A 17703-nucleotide genomic window follows, 5' to 3' on the forward strand; every position below is an offset into this window, starting at 1 on the left:
TAAACTTTCTTTATAATTTATTAACAATATCTCAAATATTATTTTAAATTTGTAGAAATCCTAATTCCATAACATATGAAAAGATTTCTACTCAGCTTTGTATTAGTTCTCTTATCGATCAATACACTCTTTGCTCAGAGAGACACAGACCATTGGATTGCACCTTATTATGACAGTTCTTTTACTACATATGCGCATGCATTGTATTTTTCAACGGATTCCACGACACCGTTTGAAGTAAAAATCTATAATAATAATGCAGTTATCGGTACTGTTACCATCAGTAAAGGAAGCTCCCAAACATTTACTGTACCGACAGCGCTTATTCGTGCAAACATTGTCGCAGATGCAGCTGCAATCAAGAATCTGGGACTTTATACAAAAGGAGATAAACCGTATTATGTATCATTAAGGGTATATAGCTCGGCTCACGGAGAAATTATTACTTCAAAAGGTAAAGCTGGTATCGGAACACAGTTCTTTTCTGCCGCTACACCTATGACGGTAAGCTCAAGCTCCAATAATTTTACAACAGGTATTTTAGCAACAGAAGACAATACTGTTGTAACGATCTCAGGTTATAATCCTGCGGTTTCATTTATCAATCACCCCACTCCGCCTGCCTCTATCAGCATAACGCTGAATAAAGGGCAGTCATACATTCTGGCAGGAGAAGGTAACATTACCGCTAACCAGACAGGCTTTATCGGAGCTAAAATTGTCTCTGATAAACCGATTTCTGTGACGAATGGTAACTCCAACGGGTTTTATGCAACAACAGGATCAGCGGACGGATCAGACCTTATTATGGACCAGTCTGTACCGGTAGACCGTCTTGGAAAAGAATTTGCCATGGTAAAAAGTATTTCCACGAGTTCTGATAATATGGAAGGGGGAATCATCATCGCATCTGAAAACAATACAGAAATCTACATTAATAACTCAACGACACCTGTTGCAACCATTAATGAAGGTCAGTTTTACAGAATTTTAGCAAATGCTTATGTTGAACAGGGAACTCCGGGTAGCGGGCACTTTAACATTTATGTAAGAACAACTAAAAATGTTTATTTATATCAGCTTGTCGGTGCCGGATCAGCAAATAACACCGGTGGATACAATTATATCCCGCCATTGAACTGTTTCTTACCTAGAAAAATTGATGAGATCGGCAAGATCAATCAAATGCCAACATATACAGGAGCTATCAACCTGAAGCTTAATATCCTTACAGAAGCTGGCGCTGCCGTAACTGTAAACGGAGTTGCTCCCACTGCCGCACAAGGGCCTTATCCTCTTACAGGTAATACCCAATGGGTAACATACGCTCTTACAGGAGTAACCGGAGATCTCACCATTACTTCGACCAAAGCAGTAACAGCAGGTGTAAACGGAGGATATAGCACAGCGGGCTATGGCGGTTATTTTGCAGGATTCTCCTCAGTTCCTGTAATTGCAAAAAAAACCGGAGAATGCGTTCCGGGAATCGTACTTGAAGTAGACGACAGTTTTGAAACTTATCAATGGTCTCTGAATGGTGTTATCATTCCTGGAGCTACAGCAAATACATATACACCAACACAGGCAGGAAATTATACGGTAAAAGTTACAATGGGAACGTGCCCGCCTGCAATTACCCCTATCTACAAAGTATTTACCTGTATAAAACAAACCACTACAGCATTAAATGCATGTGCTACGAAAGTAATCGTACCTGCATTCACATCATCTACACAAACTCCTGTCGCGAGCACCGTAACAATTATCACGGCTCCAAGCCACGGAACAGCAACGGTAAACCCTACAACAGGACAAATTACTTATATTCCAACACCTGGATATTTAGGACCGGACACAATTGTTTATCAGTTCTGCGGAAACGCCGCTGAATTTATCGACTGTGAGCAGGTAACTTTAAATTTAACGGTAGTTCCATTTACTCTGACAGACAGAACGATTTATGCCTGCCAGTACAACGGAAAAGGATTTTTTGATCTTACAACCGCTAATGTTACAAATTATAACCCTACAACAAAGAAATTCTATCCTACTTTAGCAGATCTTAATGCCGGAACGAATGAAATCTTTAATCCGACCAATTATTTATCCGCTGCAGGATTTGTCTATGTAAAAGTAACAACTTCTGAAGGCTGTACGGGGAATGCTAAAATTACTTTAGATTTCTATCCTACTCCGATTGTAAATGAAGCGACTCTTAGTGAGTGTTTCCTTGAAGACAATGAAACTAAAGCTGAATTTGATTTAACGATTGCAAACGTAACTTCTCAAACTCCGGTTACGAAGAAATATTTCCCTACTTTCACGGACGCAAGTAACGGAACAAACGAAATCATAACACCTCTTACCAACTATATTTCCGGAAACGGAGCTGTTTATGTAAGAGTATTCAATTCTAATGGCTGTTATGCGATTGCTAAGATCAATTTAGTGGTAATTCCGCCTAAAAGATCACCATTATTGGTTGACAAATATATCTGTATCGATTCAAGAACAAATCTTGATGCAGGACCTGGTTACCAGTCTTATAAATGGAGCACAGGAGCAACGACTCAGTCTATCCAGGGAGTTCCTGTTGGAGATTATTGGGTAATTCTTGAAGACAACAGCTGCTTTGTTAAACAGTTTGTAAGCGTTAAAAAAGCTATGGACCCTGTAATTACTGAAATTCAAATTTCAAATAATACAGCAACAGTGATCGTAAACGGAGGAACACCGCCTTACAAATATGCTGTAGACGGTACTGTAAACTGGCAGGATTCAAATGTATTCACAGGGCTTTCAAGAGGCCAGCATACATTTTATGTAAAAGATTCTTATAATTGTACACCGATTGATGTAGAAGTAACTGTTCCTAATCTGATTAATGCAATCACGCCAAATGGTGACAACAAAAATGATTACATCGATTACAGCGAATTATCTTACAAAGACAATCTTATATTTGTAATCTACGACAGATACGGTAACAAAATATTTACCGGAGATAAATTCAACAACTACAGATGGGACGGAAAACATTATGACAAAAAAATAGTAACCGGAACCTACTGGTATCATATTAATTGGAACGAACCAAACAAAGAAAAAACTCCAATTAAATATACAGGATGGATTTTAGTGAAAAACATAGACTAACATTCTTTAGATAAAATTTTAAACCACGATTATAAAATCGTGGTTTTTTTGCTATATAAACAAGGCTATTTTAGGAATTACTTTCTCAAATATAAAATATTCTCTTATTTTTGTAATAATCCTAATTCCTATTCTATGAAAAAAATTCTATTATCTTTCGTATTGATGCTTTTTGCAGTCAATACACTTTTGGCACAACGGGATACAGATCACTGGTTTGCGCCGTATTTTGACAGCTCATCAACTTCTGCTACCAATTATGCACACGCTTTATATTTTTCCACAGATGCAATTACACCGTTTGAGGTAAAAATTTATAGCAATAATGTTGTGATCGGAACCGTAACAATCAGCAAAACCAATCCACAGGTTTTCACTTTGGGGGCTCAGTATATTAGAACCTCGGCAGCTTCAAGCGCGGCCGTTGCTACTAATTTAGGAGTTTATACAAAAGGGGAAAGACCTTATTTTGCATCTCTTAGAATGTACAATATTTCTCACGGTGAGATCGTAACATCCAAAGGAAAGGCCGGAATCGGTATGCATTTTTATGCTGCGGCAACCCCTATGACGGTAAGCTCAAGTTCCAACAACTTTACTACCGGGATCATGGCAACTGAAGACAACACGCATGTTACCGTTTCAGGGTATGATCCGAATATTTCGTTTATTAACAACACCACTCCGCCGTTGACAATGACTGTTACCTTAAATAAAGGACAGTCTTACATTCTTGCGGGCCTTGGAAACATTGTTGCCAACCAGACAGGTTTTATCGGAGCTAAAATTGATGCAGACAAGCCCATATCCGTTACGAATGGTAATGCCAACGGGTTTTATGCAACCACAACATCAGCTGACGGGTCTGATCTGATTATGGACCAGTCTGTTCCGTTGGAACGTCTTGGAAATGAATTTGCCATGGTAAAAAGTATTTCCACCAGCACCAGCAATATGGAGGGCGGAATTATCATTGCTACAGAAAATAATACTGATATTTATATCAACAATTCTACAACTCCGGTTGCCCAAATTGATGAAGGTGAATATTACAGAATCTTAGCAAACGCTTACGCAACACAGGCAGGAGGCCATTCTAATATTTATGTCCGTACAACTAAAAATGTTTATTTATATCAATTAGTTGGTTCAGGATCAGCAAATAACACCGGGGGTTACAATTATATTCCGCCATTGAACTGTTTTTTACCCAGAAAAATCGATGAGATCGGAAGAATCAACGAAATGCCAACCTTTACAGGTGCTGTAGATTTAAAATTAAATATCCTTACAGAAGCAGGTGCCGCAGTAACAATAAACGGCGTAACTCCAACTCCCGCGCAAGGCCCTTTTCCGCTTACAGGAAATACACAGTGGGTAACTTACGCCATTCAGGGGATTACAGGAAACGTAACAATTACCTCTACCAAAGCAGTAACCGCCGGAGTAAATGGCGGTTATAACACAGCAGGTTATGGCGGCTATTTTGCAGGATTCTCTTCAATTCCGGTTATTGCAAAACAAACCGGAGAATGTATTCCGGGAATTATTCTGGAGGTGGATGACAGTTTTGAGACTTATCAATGGTATTTAAACGGAAATCCGATTGCAGGAGCTACAACCAATACTTATACGCCGACTCAGGCCGGCAATTATACGGTGAGAATTACAGTAGGATCTTGCCCGCCAGCAGTTACCCCTGTTTATAAAGTATTTACATGTCTGCAACAATCTGTAAAAACGCTGACGGTCTGTGAAGGATATCAGACAATTATTCCGGAATTTACCAATTCAAATCAGGCTTATGTGCCGAGCACAGTGACTATTGTAACACCTCCAACAAATGGTACAGCTACAATTGACCCGGTAACAGGTGTTATTAATTATACTCCGAATACGGGATATTTCGGGCCCGATACTTTAGTGTACAAATTCTGCGGAAATGCTCCCGAATTCATTGATTGTGAGCAGGTAACAGTTAATTTAACCGTTTCATCAAGTCCGGTTGTGAATAAGGCTACTTTAAGATCTTGTTTTCTTGAAGACAATCCTGTAACTGCCTTATTTAATCTTACCGCTGCAGGAGTAACAGTAGAACCTGGTATTACCAAAAAATATTATCCATCTCCGACAGATGCGGTTAACGGAACCAACGAAATTACAAATCCTACCGCATATATTGCACCCAACGGAGTCGTTTACGTTAAAGTATCGAATGCAAACGGATGTTACAGAGTGGCAGAAGTGACCCTTGTCGTTCTTCCGCCTGTAAAATCTTCTGTGTTAACTGATAAAATCATTTGTATTGAAGATAAAACAACGCTGGATGCAGGGCCTGGATTTAACGCATACGAATGGAGCACCGGAGCAATAACTCAATCAATTACAAATGTAGGAGTTGGGACTTATTGGGTAAATCTTAAAACCGGGGAATGTACAACAAAGCAAACGGTACATGTTTATGCTTCTGAGCAGCCTGTCATCACCAATGTTGATATTACAAACAATACAGTTACCGTAACAGCAGCCGGCGGAACACCGTCTTATCAATATTCAATGGATAATATTCACTGGCAGGATTCTAATGTCTTTAATGAAGTACCAAGAGGTGACGGAATCGTTTATGTAAAAGATGCCTATGACTGTGAGCCTATAAATGTTGAAATCACCATTCCTAATCTGATCAACGTCATCACGCCAAATGGAGATGGAGTAAATGATGTGATCGATTATTCTGCATTAGCGCATAAGCCTAACCTTGTTTTCAATATTTATGACCGATACGGAAGTAAAATCCATCAGGGAAATAAATTAAACAACTACCAATGGGACGGCATGATGAATGGGAGAAAAATTTCTACAGGAAGCTATTGGTACGATGTGAGCTGGAACGAGCCAACCAACAAGAAGACCGCCATTAAATTTACAGGCTGGATTTTAGTTAAAAACAGAGAATAATCTTAATAAAATGGATACACAGAAAACCACGATCTCAAAATCGTGGTTTTTTTATTATTTTTTCAAGGCATTACTACTTTTTATTATTAAATTTGTGATATAAGCTAGTCCTGAATGAAGAAAATTCTATCTTTTCTGTTTATACTTTCAATATTCGCCTCTACTTTTGCTCAATTGGATAGGGAGCATTGGTTTGCACCTATGGTTGACAGAACCGGAAATCCCAATCCCTACCAGAAGTTATATCTGTCTACCAATAGAACGACCCCTTTTCCGGTAAGCATCTATAATAATAACGTATTAATCGCTACAGTAAATATAAGTAAAAACAATCCCCAAAAAGTTGATATTTTAAGACAATATATCATCACCACTCAACAGGCGGATTTATTTACACCTACTTCAAAAGGTTTATATATAAAAGCAGATTTTCCTTTTTATGCCAATTTAAGGTTTTCGGTGTTTAATCATGCTGAAATTATTACCTCAAAAGGGATACCTTCAACCGGTAAAACCTTTTATGCAGCATCTGCCCCGATCAGTGTTACCAATTCGATTCTGAATTTTATGTTGGGAATCCTGGCGACCGAAGATAATACGACAGTTACGATTACAGGATACAAGCCGACCGTTCAGTTTTCCAACGGAACGACGGGCGTTACCAATCCTACCCTTACTTTTACTTTAAATAAAGGCCAATCTTATATCATTGACGGGATCGGGAATATTGCTGGAAATTTTGACGGATTTATCGGTGCTAAAATTACAGCCAACAAGCCTATCAACGTTACCAACGGAAATTTTAACGGCCAGTATGCAGGAAATTTCCCGGGCAGCTCTGATATTTTAATGGATCAGTCTGTTCCGGTTGAAAGACTGGGAAGTGAATTTGCTCTTGTAAAAGGAAATGGCCGCATCGGATCCCATATGGAAGGTGCCATCGTCATTGCTACCGAAGACAATACGCAGATTTTTGTTAACAATGAAATTCCGCCTGTTGCAACAATCAATACCGGGCAGTATTTTGTAGTTCCTGATTCAAAATATGCAATTCAAAGCACAACCCATGCGAATTTATATCTGAGAACCTCAAAGAACGCTTACGTTTATCAGATATTGGCCGGAGATTCTAATACAACCAATGAAATTGCGACCGGAGGTTTTAATTTTATTCCGGCTTTAAACTGTTACTTACCCAAACAGATCAATGAATTAGGGTTTATTAATGAAAATTTTGTTCATTCAAATAATAATCCTACGGGAATTCTTACCATTCCTACAAAGCTTAATCTTATTACGGAAAGAGGCGCGAATGTTACCGTAAATGGTGTTACTCCGCCTGCAGCAACGGGACCTTTCAGCATGACCGGAACCAATAATTGGGTTACTTACGGAATTCCCAATGTAACAGGAACTCTTACTATTGTTTCCGATAAAGCAATTACCGCCGGAATTAATGCAGGAAGTGACGCTGTAGGATATGGTGGCTTTTTTGCGGGATTCCCGACTCAGCCTGTTATTTTAAAATCGGGAGGAGATTGTGTTCCCGGAATTATATTGACGGTAGACCCTATTATTTATGATACCTATCAATGGTACGTCAACGGAAATTTGATTCCGGGAGCTACCGGATCAAGCCACACACCAACTCAACCCGGATATTATACGTGTTCGGTTACGATGGGAAGCTGTGCGCCTTTGGTTTCAGAACAATATAAAGTTTTAAACTGTACAAGGCTTACCCATGAAATATATGATGTCTGTACAGATAAAATTATTACACCGACATTCAGCAGCTCTACACAGACTCCAGTTGTTTCAACTGTAGCCATTGTAACGCCGCCAACGTTGGGAACGGCAACCATTAACCCAACAACAGGAGTAATAACATACACCGTAACCAATCCGGGAACCACAGGAACTGACACATTTACGTACACTTTCTGCGGAAATGATCCGGATTTTCCTGATTGTGAAACAGTAACGGTTACCATTAATATTCAGGCTTTAATTGTTACAAATGTCACTTTAAATGCCTGTAACATAAACGGACAGGGCACTTTTAATTTAACAACGGCAAACGTTACGAATAACAATCCTGTAACGATTACCTATTATCCTACTTTATTAGATGCCCAAAACGAAAATGCTGCTGCCCTTATTTCTACACCGACAACTTATCAGGCTCCGGCAGGAACCATTGTTTATGCTGTCGTAAAAAATAATGTTGGTGGGTGTAAAGCCATTGCGGAAATTACCCTTAATTTATATAATCTTGCGATCGTCGTTGATAATTACAATGGGGTATTTTGTGATGATAATGTAGACGGAACCGTAAATATCACTTTATCCGATATTACTCAAATTGTTCTCAATAACCCGGCTTATTTTGTAAATGTAAGATATTATGCCTCTTTAGCAGACGCTACGGCAGGAAATACCAATACACTTCCGAATAACTGGTCGTATACCGCCGCAACCACGATTTACATCAGAGTAGATTCTCCGGATGGTTGTCAGCCGGTTATTAAAGCCTTAAACTTCAGTGTCGGCGCAAAAATCCAGCTGATTAAAACATCTGTCATTACAAGTGTGTGTGATGATGATCTGGATGGCATCAAACAGGTCGATCTGGCACAGTTTATCAGTCAGTTTACAATAGATCCGCTTGTAACTTATACGTTCCACGGAAGTTTGGCTGATGCCCAGAATGATGTTTCACCTTTAAATAATCCTATTAACCTTACAGGAACCCAGACTATTTATATAAGATTTGAAAAAAATGGAGTTTGTCCTGAAATCGGCTCAATCAATATCACCATTAAAGCTCCGAAAAGCTCAAGTATTCTTGTCGATAAAGAGATTTGTCCGGGAGCAAAAACAACACTGGATGCTGGACCGAATTTTGAGAGTTATTTATGGAGCACAGGTGCTACAACATCTTCGATTACCAATGTTCCCGCTGGAAATTATTGGGTAGATCTTACCTATGGAGGCTGTGTGTACAGACAATATGTAAATGTTATTGCCTCTCCGCTTCCATCGATTGTTTCTATAGAAATTAACGGAAGTACAGTGACCATAGGCGCTGCAGGAGGTACACCACCTTATGAATATTCTTTGGACGGCATAAACTGGCAGACGTCCGGTGTTTTCTACAATGTACCGCGCGGAAATCATATTGCGTACGTAAGAGACACCAAAAACTGTAAGGTTGTGGAAAGACCTTTTGTGATTATCAATTTAATTAATACGATTACTCCAAATGGCGACGGTTACAATGACAACATTGATTATTCCGCGTTAATGGACAATGAAAATATTGTGTTCAGAATTTTTGACCGATACGGAGCAGAAATTTTCAGAGGAACGCCTACCAACAGATTTACCTGGGACGGAACTTTAGGCGGAAGACCTGTAAGCACAGCAACTTACTGGTATTTTATCACCTGGTCTGAATTCGGTGGTACTACCAGCGTAAAATATACAAGCTGGCTGTTGGTAAAACATCGATAAGTGAATATTTTTAATCATATTAAGAATTATATAAAACCTTATAACATTCATTAACACTTTTCTCATAAAGTTTAATATAACTTTAACCACTTTTCAGAACATCTGTCATTATAAATTGCTGTATTTCTCCGTAATTTTGCCAATTATATGAAGAAACTTATTACTTTATTGCTATTAGTTTTTCTGGCAAAAATTAATGCACAAATATATTCCGGACAAGTATTTTTAAGGGATAATTCGGTGTTGTATCTTAATCAGGTATATGTTACCAATTTAAATGCACAAAAAACAGTACTTACCGATTACAACGGTGATTTCAGCATTCAGGCAAATCCGGGAGATGTAATTCGTTTTACTTCTATTATTACTGAAAGAAAAGATATCAGCCTTACCCCTCAAATGATGGGTCCGAAAAATTTAATTGAATTAAAAATCGCTTACCATGATATCCAGGAAGTGGTCATCAACAGATTCAGGCCAACCGGAAATCTAAGGTATGATGTAAATGCTTTAAGAAAAGAAGATAAAGGATTAGCCATTAAAAAAGTCATCGGCTTACCCGAACCAAAAGGAGACGGAACTTCTCCGCAACTTCCTGTAGCCGGTTTGCGAGATGGCGGACTTACCTTCAGCTTAGAAAGTATTTATGATATTTTATCAGGTGAAAGAAAAAAGAAGCAACGGTATGTCGCCTATGAGAGAATGAACAGCTCTGTCACTCAGATTAAAAATTATCTGGGAAAAGATTATTTTACAAAATTCAAAATTCCTGAGAATTTGATTGATAATTTCCTTCAATTCGTTTATACTTCAGAAAATATTGATCCTTATATCATGTCGGGTAATTTTGAAGCGGTAAAAATCCCCATTGAAAAATATCTGCCTATTTATCAAAGAAGATTAAGAAACTCTCATCTTCAGGAAGTTATAAAATAATGATGCTTATTATCAGCTTAAAAGAGATGTATTCATGAATTTTACAGTACCCATCTTTTTGATTTTATAGAAATATGTTTAATTTTATCTCACAAATGAGTGTCTTAAAATAAAATTGTTTTTCTATCGTTATACAATTTTAGAATTAATAGCCGGGGCACAAATTAAGAAAAAAAGTATATCTTTAACTTAATATTAGTGAATGAAAAAGTTACTTTTACTCTTTAGTACAATGTTGTTGATCGGTACTCTTTCTGCTCAGAAGCAGGGGAAAGATTACAGTAATATTTTAAAAAGCAAAAGCATTTACGAGATTAATGCTTTCCTTCGCGATGCACATCCGGATGATCCCAGAAGATCTGTTCTTAAGCCCCGTGTGATGGAAATGATGAGAGAATATATAAAAAATGCTCATCCCGCAGATCAAAAGGTAAAGCAAATGCAGGAATGGCTTGCGATGCTCAAAAGAAGGCCTTCTACAAAAATCTCTTTCGATGAGATGAATGCCATTATCAAGCAAAAACAAATCGCAAAATATAAAGCTGAGCTGGCTGCAGGAAAATCTCTTGCCGTTTATACACCAAGTACTCCGCAGAATGCAATTGTTGTAAATACTCCCGCAACAACTACTGCTGCTGCAATTCCCGATTCGGAAGCACAGGAATTTAATATGCTGATGGCAGATAATCCTGTGGAACACAAAAATAAAACCGTAAAAATATTAAACTCCCTGTTCGACAATGACCCGACGACCAAGGAATGTATCGTGATGATCGAAAATAAATCCGACTGCAATATTATCGTAAGAATGGAAAGCACGGGAACCATAAAATACAGACTTCCCGTTCCTGCGCACGGAGATAATTCTGTTGTGGTACAAAAAGGGGACTATCTTTTTACAAGCGTTGTCTGCGGCGCTCAATATGCTTCTCAAAAAACAATTCAAAAGCCGATTATGGTAGCTTTAGGAAATCCAGGCAAATAAAATTCAGTTAAATATCAAGATTTTAAGGTCTTTTTGAGGTTAAAAACCTGTTTTTAGCTGTAATTTTGTTACTTTTGCAGGATTTCATATTTGACTCATGGGTAAAAACAAATTAGCAAGATTTACAGAAAATAAAATACTTCCAAATGTTATTCAGCCAACAAGAGAAGAAGCCTTAAATGGTTTCGAACTTAAAGGAAATTGGAGAAAAAATTTCTTCAAGAATGACAATCCGATTGTTCTTGAACTAGGCTGCGGAAAAGGAGAATATTCTGTAGGGCTTGCTAAAACATTTACAGAAAAAAACTTTATCGGCATCGATATCAAAGGAGCCAGATTTTGGTTTGGCGCCAAAGAAGCGGTTGAAAATAACATGACCAATGTTGCTTTTTTACGCTCCCAAATAGAATTGGTAGACAATTTTTTTGGCGAAAATGAAGTCGATGAAATCTGGATCACATTCCCTGATCCCCAAATCAAATACAGACGTACAAAACACAGGCTTACCCACCCTGATTTCTTAGAAAGATATAAAAAATTCTTAAAGCCAGGCGGAATCGTTCATTTAAAAACTGACTCTGAGTTTTTACACGGCTATACCTTGGGTTATTTACAAGGTGCTGGTTATGAAATAATTGCAGCGCACCATGATATTTATGGAGCTCCGGAATTTGATCCCGGAACTGAACATTTAAGAGATATAAAAACATATTATGAAGAATTGTTTTCCGCGAAAGGAAAAACAATCACTTACATTAAATTCAGAATTAATTAACACACAATAAAAACAGATGAAAAATAAATTTAACAATTCCGTTTACTTTACAATTTAAACCAAAACATACATTTTAAATGAAAATTTTCATTTAAAAATCGTTAGGCTGTAAATTTTACAGTCTTGTATGAGCATGTTTTAAATGTCCCTAAACACAAACAAAGAATTAATTCACACAAAAAACACCCAATGAAAAAAAAATCCCTCATTATTTCGTTACTTATAACGCTCATATCATGCGGCACAGCTGATGTTTCAAAAAACATTTTAGAAACTAAAAATATTAGAGAAATTGAATCATTCCTAGCAACAGCGCATAAGGAAGATCCCAGAAGAAGCGTTTTAAAACCCAAATTAATCGCTCTGAAAAATGAAGAATGGACAAAAGGTAAGAAAAATGCAAAGCCTATGCAGGCAAGGCCTATCCTATCCGAAATCCCCAACAGCGTCATGAAAAACTCGAATGAAGCAGAAGAGTTTAAACGTCTGATCGCTTCAACCTCCGGGCAGCATAAAGATAAAACCACGAAGCTTTTGAATACAATGTTTAACGAAGATATTAGCAGTAAAGAAGTAATTATTTTATTCAAAAACCAATCGGATTGCAATCTTGTGATGAAAATTCAAGGAAAAGAATTCTACAATATGGCAATTCCTTCTCACGGAGAAAATTTTATTGTGATCAATAAAGGCAGCTATACGTTAACAAGCAATGTTTGTGACGTTTTATATTCTTCGCGGAAAGACATTAATAAGAGTATATTTTTAACCATAAATAACCCAGAAAAAGTTGAGAATAAAACGATTTCTATGAAAAATTAATTTTACCTACATTTATACTCAAATATTATCTAATGAAGAAATTCCTGTTCTGCAGTTTTTTATTGCTTCTATTAGCAAATTGCAGTGTAAATCACCATACGAAGGTACCTCCAAAAGCCCCAATTTCAAAGCCAAAGCCAAAACCGGCCGTTTCCAATACCAGCAAAATATCGCAGGCAGAGCTGGAATACAGTAATTTAATAAAAACATACAAACCTGAAACCGCCGAAGTGCTTACAGATATTTTAAACGGCTCAGATGGTCCTACAACTTCAATAAGAATAGAAAATCTTTCCAGATGCAATATGGTTTTAACAATCAGCGGAAATAATTATTTTAAAAAAATACCAATTGCCAGCGGTAAAATTGGCTCAGCAATGGTTCCCAAAAACCAGAATTACAATTTATCCGGAACAATATGTAATTCTGTTTATCAGAAAACTAAGTTTATATCAAGCTCTTCCAGTATCAAAATTTCAAATTAAACGAAATTTTAAAGCTTAAAATTTTATTTTTCCTTTCTATGTGAGATATTCAATATTTTATTATATTTGAATATATTACTGCGGAATCCGAAAAGCATACAGAGTAGGAAAATTACAAACTAAAACCATGAAAAATTTAAAAAAAGTTTCAAGAAACGAATTAAAAACAATTAAAGGAGGTTACAGAAGCTGCCTTGACGGGTGTAACCTGGAAGCAGGTGAAATATGCTGCGGCGGTGTTTGCAGAATCGGCATCGTTTATCAAGACCCCAATAATCCGGATATTACATTTGTGAAATGTCCTTAAAATATTGAAAAATAAAAAACCGCTAAACTTATTTAGCGGTTTTAATATTTTAAAGAAAATCTTTAATTATTCAGCATCAAAATCAGCATCTTTATCAGCAGATACTACTTCTCCTTCTTCTTTAGATTTTTCTTTGTCAGCTTTTCTTTGAGACTGACCATCTTTGATAGATTCTGAAACAATGCTCAGGATCATATCGATAGATTTAGAAGCATCATCGTTTCCTGGGATAACGAAGTCTACTTTTCTAGGGTCAGAGTTTGTATCAACAATACCGAAAACCGGGATACCTAATTTCTTAGCTTCAGTTACCGCGATGTGTTCTCTCATGATATCTACAACGAAGATCGCAGAAGGAAGACGCACCATGTCAGAGATAGAACCTAAGTTTTTCTCTAGGTTAGCTCTTTGTCTGTCAACCTGTAATCTTTCTTTTTTAGATAAAGTTTCGAACGTACCGTCTTTTTTCATTTTGTCGATAGAGTTCATTTTCTTTACAGCCTTTCTGATCGTAACGAAGTTCGTTAACATACCACCTGGCCATCTTTCTGTAATATAAGGCATATTAAGTTCAGAAGCGTGTTTTGCAACGACTTCTTTCGCCTGCTTCTTAGTAGCTACGAAAAGAACTTTTTTACCTGCAGAAGTTAATTTTTCTAAAGCGCTGCACGCTTCGTCCAATTTAACTGCTGTTTTATGTAAGTCTACAATGTGAATACCATTTTTCTCCATAAAAATGTACGGAGCCATATTTGGATTCCACTTTCTAGTCATGTGACCGAAGTGTACACCAGCCTCTAGAAGGTCTTTTACATTTGCTTTTGCCATGTTTTCTGTTTTTGTTAGTTTACTTTCCGTTTCTTAAACAATCAACAACTTCTTTAGATGGGAGAAGTGTTTGGATGCTAAACGTAACGGGCAAAGTTGCTGTTGGCTTATTGCTTTTGGCAACTGGCTTCCCAGCTTAGGGTTAAAAAATAATTTTTTAAAAATTTTTCTAAAGCTATTCGCCATAAGCCAATAGCCATACGCTTTTTTAACGTTTTGAGAATTGGAATCTCTTTCTTGCTTTTTTCTGACCTGGTTTCTTTCTTTCCACCATTCTTGCGTCTCTTGTAAGTAAACCAGCTGGCTTCAAAGCTAATCTGAATTCAGCATTGATTTCGCATAAAGCTCTTGAAATACCTAATCTGATAGCTTCTGCCTGACCTGTATTACCACCACCGAAAACATTTACGGTAACGTCATACTGACCAACAGTTTCAGAAAGGATAAACGGCTGGTTTAATTTATAAACCATCACGTCTGTAGAGAAATAAGTTGCAGCATCTTTACCGTTTACTGTAATCACACCAGAACCTGGCTTTACATAAACTCTAGCTACAGAAGTTTTTCTTCTTCCGATTTTGTGAACTATAGACATAATTAATTATTTAAATTCGTTAACATTAATTGTTGTAGGCTGTTGCGCTTCATGCTTGTGCTCAGTTCCTTCATACAAATAAAGGTTTTTAAGCAATGCAGATCCTAATCTGTTTTTTGGAAGCATTCCTTTTACAGATTTTTCCAATACTTTTAAAGAATCTTTTTTCTGAAGCTCAGCAGCAGTCATAGACTTTTGACCTCCAGGATAACCTGTATGCCAGATATAAGTCTTATCGTTCCACTTGTTTCCGGAAAGGGTAACTTTCCCAGCGTTCAAAACGATTACGTTATCACCACAATCTACGTGAGGTGTAAAGTTCGTCTTGTGCTTACCTCTCAAAATCTTTGCAACCGTAGAAGCTAGTCTTCCTAACGGCTGTCCTTCAGCGTCTACCACAACCCATTCTTTATTTGCAGTAGCTTTGTTCGCTGAAACAGTTTTGTAACTTAATGTATTCACACGTTTTAGTTAAAGATTAAACATAATTTTCCCCTAAAAGGGTGTGCAAAGGTACAAATATTTTTCAGACTGCAAAAACTTATTTCATTTTAATCCTAGAAAGTAAAGTCCGGTTAAACGATTCGACAAAACTCATCTATTATAATTATCTATGGCATAAATATTGTAAATAGTACTTCGATGAAAAAAATTTTTAGAAGATTCTAAAAACACAAATGATAAAGCAAAGAGTTTATCCGTTAAACTCTTTCTTTATCAATTTATCTGTAATGATCCTTAAAAAACCTTGATAATATAATTTTCTTGATTATTAAATAAATAAAAAAATCCAAACTTTATATTTAATTTAAATTCAAAAATATTTTTTCTTTTCTGAAATAATTATATTTGCTCCAAATCCTTACAGACCATGAGCCACGGAAAAATCAGAGAAGAAAAAAACTGCCTAAACTGCGGGCATCTTGTTGAAGAAAATTTCTGCCCACATTGCGGACAGGAAAATACTGAGCCAAGACAGCCTTTTCATTATCTTTTTACACACTTTATTGAGGATTTTACGCACTACGACGGCCAATTCTGGAAAACCTTAAAATATCTTATGATCCGCCCGGGACAGCTTACCAAAGAGTATATTGCCGGAAAGAGACAAATTTATGTGGCGCCCGTAAAGCTGTATATTTTTATAAGCTTTATCACTTTTTTACTTCCCGCTTTTTTACCTTCAGGAGAAAATCATAAAGAAAAAGAAAGAAAAGTAACAACAGTTGAGCAAAAACAGATCGAGCAGAAAAAAACAAAAGAAGCTTTAGAAAAATTAAAACAAAATGGCTTGCTTTCTGATGAAAACACTAAAAAAGCACAGCAGATAATCGATAAACAGGCTGCCGATTCTGTACAAATTAATGAAGATGATTTATTTGACAGCACTTTTGATAAGGAAAACAATAAAGTTCTTGGAGCAAGCAATTTAAAAGAATATGACTCACTGCATAAATCAAACGGCAGTACGCTTTACGCAATTTCGAGGCCTTTTGCGAAAAAAACTTTCGAGTTAAAAGAGGAAGGATTAAATAAAGAAGAAATTAAAGAACGTTTCGTTGAAACTTTTATCCATACTTTACCCAAAGCATTATTTGTCTATTTACCGATTTTTGCCTTCTTTTTATGGATTTTTCACAACAAGAAAAAATGGTGGTATTTTGACCACGGAATTTTTACTTTACACTATTTTTCGTTCTTATTATTATGTATATTGATTTTTATGGTAAAAGACAGCCTTATATCATTAATTCCGCAGTATGGCATTATCAGCCTGCTAAATACATTAGCATCCGTCTTTCTTTTCTTTTATTTATGCATTTATTTTTTTATTGCACATCATAAAGTCTACGAAACGAAAAAAAGAATAAGCATCTTAAAAGGTATCCTTTTATTTATAATAAACTCTTTCGGATTATTTATTATGCTATTGGTATTGGTCTCTATAAGCTTTCTTATGATCCATTAATTACGTAAGGATTTGCTTGTCTTAAAGCTTGCAATTAAATAATACGCAACAAAAACCATCGAAAATTTAAGAATGGAAGGAATCGCCAGTTCAAGGTTGAACAATAATGTTCCGACTAAAACCAAAACGCCCATTGCCACAAAAGACAATCCCAATTTTTGCGGCAGTGTAATATTGGGAGTGTCTAAATAATAGGCAATTCCCCACGCAATTCCAAAAGCAAGGGCATAATATATATCAAGCCCCAAATTGTTCGAACTATAAAAAAAATAATTGATCAGGAAGCTCAGAACCGTTCCTATAGCAAAATACATCAAAGCCTTTTTCATACTCTATAATAATGATGCAAAAATAGATAATTTAATTTGAGA

Annotated in this window: 14 protein-coding genes; 10 read left to right on the forward strand and 4 right to left on the reverse strand. The window is 36.6% G+C overall.

What is annotated here, in order from left to right:
• Window positions 1–75: 75 nt before the first annotated feature.
• The 9 genes from BLT04_RS13835 (at window position 76) to BLT04_RS13875 (ending at window position 13940) form a co-directional block, all read left to right on the forward strand.
• Window positions 76–3156 carry a T9SS type B sorting domain-containing protein gene (locus tag BLT04_RS13835; protein ID WP_089756362.1) on the forward strand — a complete coding sequence of 1027 codons (3081 nt, stop codon included), beginning with the start codon at window positions 76–78 and terminating at the stop codon, window positions 3154–3156.
• Window positions 3157–3291: 135 nt separating this feature from the next.
• Complete coding sequence (locus tag BLT04_RS13840) at window positions 3292–6114, forward strand: T9SS type B sorting domain-containing protein (protein ID WP_089756363.1); 2823 nt, start codon at window positions 3292–3294, stop codon at window positions 6112–6114.
• 114 nt (window positions 6115–6228) lie between these two features.
• Window positions 6229–9630, forward strand: a complete 3402-nt coding sequence (locus tag BLT04_RS13845) for a T9SS type B sorting domain-containing protein (protein WP_089756364.1) — start codon at window positions 6229–6231, stop codon at window positions 9628–9630.
• A gap of 147 nt (window positions 9631–9777) precedes the next feature.
• Entirely contained in the window at window positions 9778–10566 is a 789-nt protein-coding gene (locus BLT04_RS13850) for a hypothetical protein (RefSeq protein WP_089756365.1), read from the forward strand.
• Between the two features lie 202 nt (window positions 10567–10768).
• On the forward strand, window positions 10769–11551 hold the full coding sequence (locus BLT04_RS13855) for a DUF6759 domain-containing protein (protein WP_089756366.1): 783 nt from the start codon (window positions 10769–10771) through the stop codon (window positions 11549–11551).
• A gap of 97 nt (window positions 11552–11648) precedes the next feature.
• Window positions 11649–12326 (forward strand): tRNA (guanosine(46)-N7)-methyltransferase TrmB, encoded by a 678-nt coding sequence (gene trmB, locus BLT04_RS13860; protein WP_089756367.1) that lies wholly within the window; start codon window positions 11649–11651, stop codon window positions 12324–12326.
• A gap of 189 nt (window positions 12327–12515) precedes the next feature.
• On the forward strand, window positions 12516–13148 hold the full coding sequence (locus tag BLT04_RS13865) for a DUF6759 domain-containing protein (protein ID WP_089756448.1): 633 nt from the start codon (window positions 12516–12518) through the stop codon (window positions 13146–13148).
• A gap of 32 nt (window positions 13149–13180) precedes the next feature.
• Window positions 13181–13633, forward strand: coding sequence for a DUF6759 domain-containing protein (locus tag BLT04_RS13870; RefSeq protein WP_089756368.1), 453 nt, complete (start codon window positions 13181–13183; stop codon window positions 13631–13633).
• A gap of 127 nt (window positions 13634–13760) precedes the next feature.
• On the forward strand, window positions 13761–13940 hold the full coding sequence (locus BLT04_RS13875; protein WP_089756369.1) for a bacteriocin-like protein: 180 nt from the start codon (window positions 13761–13763) through the stop codon (window positions 13938–13940).
• Window positions 13941–14006: 66 nt separating this feature from the next.
• On the opposite strand, the gene rpsB is transcribed toward BLT04_RS13875, so the two are convergent.
• From rpsB to rplM, 3 genes are all read right to left on the reverse strand, one after another.
• Window positions 14007–14768 carry a 30S ribosomal protein S2 gene (rpsB, locus tag BLT04_RS13880; protein ID WP_089756370.1) on the reverse strand — a complete coding sequence of 254 codons (762 nt, stop codon included), beginning with the start codon at window positions 14766–14768 and terminating at the stop codon, window positions 14007–14009.
• Window positions 14769–14976: 208 nt separating this feature from the next.
• The gene (gene rpsI, locus BLT04_RS13885; protein WP_034706090.1) at window positions 14977–15363 is read right to left on the reverse strand and encodes a 30S ribosomal protein S9; all 387 of its coding nucleotides are present in this window, start codon (window positions 15361–15363) and stop codon (window positions 14977–14979) included.
• Between the two features lie 6 nt (window positions 15364–15369).
• Window positions 15370–15825 carry a 50S ribosomal protein L13 gene (gene rplM / locus BLT04_RS13890; RefSeq protein ID WP_089756371.1) on the reverse strand — a complete coding sequence of 152 codons (456 nt, stop codon included), beginning with the start codon at window positions 15823–15825 and terminating at the stop codon, window positions 15370–15372.
• Window positions 15826–16234: 409 nt separating this feature from the next.
• Between rplM and BLT04_RS13895 the strand changes: the two genes are divergently transcribed.
• Window positions 16235–17332, forward strand: coding sequence for a DUF3667 domain-containing protein (locus tag BLT04_RS13895; protein ID WP_089756372.1), 1098 nt, complete (start codon window positions 16235–16237; stop codon window positions 17330–17332).
• On the opposite strand, the gene BLT04_RS13900 is transcribed toward BLT04_RS13895, so the two are convergent.
• A complete protein-coding gene (locus tag BLT04_RS13900; protein WP_089756373.1) occupies window positions 17329–17661 on the reverse strand; it encodes a hypothetical protein in 333 nt (110 codons plus the stop codon). The genes BLT04_RS13895 and BLT04_RS13900 overlap by 4 nt on opposite strands.
• Between the last annotated feature and the right edge of the window lie 42 nt (window positions 17662–17703).

Source organism: Chryseobacterium soldanellicola (assembly GCF_900100115.1).
Classification (GTDB): domain Bacteria; phylum Bacteroidota; class Bacteroidia; order Flavobacteriales; family Weeksellaceae; genus Chryseobacterium; species Chryseobacterium soldanellicola.